A 301-nucleotide genomic window follows, 5' to 3' on the forward strand; every position below is an offset into this window, starting at 1 on the left:
ATCGCCGGCATGGACCGGCTGGTCCAGCGCAACGTGCTGGCGATGTCCGGCCGCGCGGACGAGGCCGCCGGCGACGACAACACCCTTCAGCTCTACAAGACCGCCACCATCACCCACGGCAACCGCCAGGCCGCCGAGATCCTCCCCGCCCCCGTCGACACGCACGAGGATCAGGCCGACGCGGCGCATCTCTCCTCCCTGGCCGACTAGACCCCCCAGGGCCCCACGATCGTCGACCACGCCAACACGCGGAACGGCCAGCGGGCCCGCGCCCACGGCGACATGGCGCACGCCACCTGCG

The 301-nt window shown here is 72.8% G+C and carries 1 pseudogene; it reads left to right on the plus strand.

Annotated features, from left to right (window positions below):
* Nucleotides 1-301, plus strand: a pseudogene (locus PUR61_RS16065) (potassium-transporting ATPase subunit B); the annotation flags it as partial.

This window comes from Streptomyces sp. BE20 (genome assembly GCF_036322525.1).
Classification (GTDB): Bacteria; Actinomycetota; Actinomycetes; order Streptomycetales; family Streptomycetaceae; genus Kitasatospora.